At 36.8% G+C, this 277-nt stretch carries 1 pseudogene; it reads left to right on the top strand.

Features of this window, described 5'->3' with window-relative positions:
- Positions 1–277: pseudogene (locus tag CBI42_RS11815) on the top strand (VirD4-like conjugal transfer protein, CD1115 family); the annotation flags it as partial.

The raw sequence follows: 277 nt of genomic DNA on the forward strand, positions 1-277 counted from the left end.
AACGCTTCTCTTTTGGTGTTTTCTTTGATTCAGGAGCCTTATATGCAGGGTTGATTGGATTCGGCCTCCCAATGCTTGTTTATGCTTCTATGGATAAGAATTTATATCGCCAAGGAGAAGAACAAGGTAGTGCTCGTTTTGCGACTTTGAAGGAAATGAGACGGTTTGAAGATGTTGATTTTGATAAGAATATGATTTTTTCAAAACAGGTTAAAATGGGCCTATTTAACTTTCGCTTAGCCTACAATGTTCAGCTCAATAAAAATGTGATTGTCAT

Origin of the sequence: Streptococcus sp. KR, from assembly GCF_002238115.1 — a bacterium.
Lineage (GTDB): Bacteria > Bacillota > Bacilli > Lactobacillales > Streptococcaceae > Streptococcus.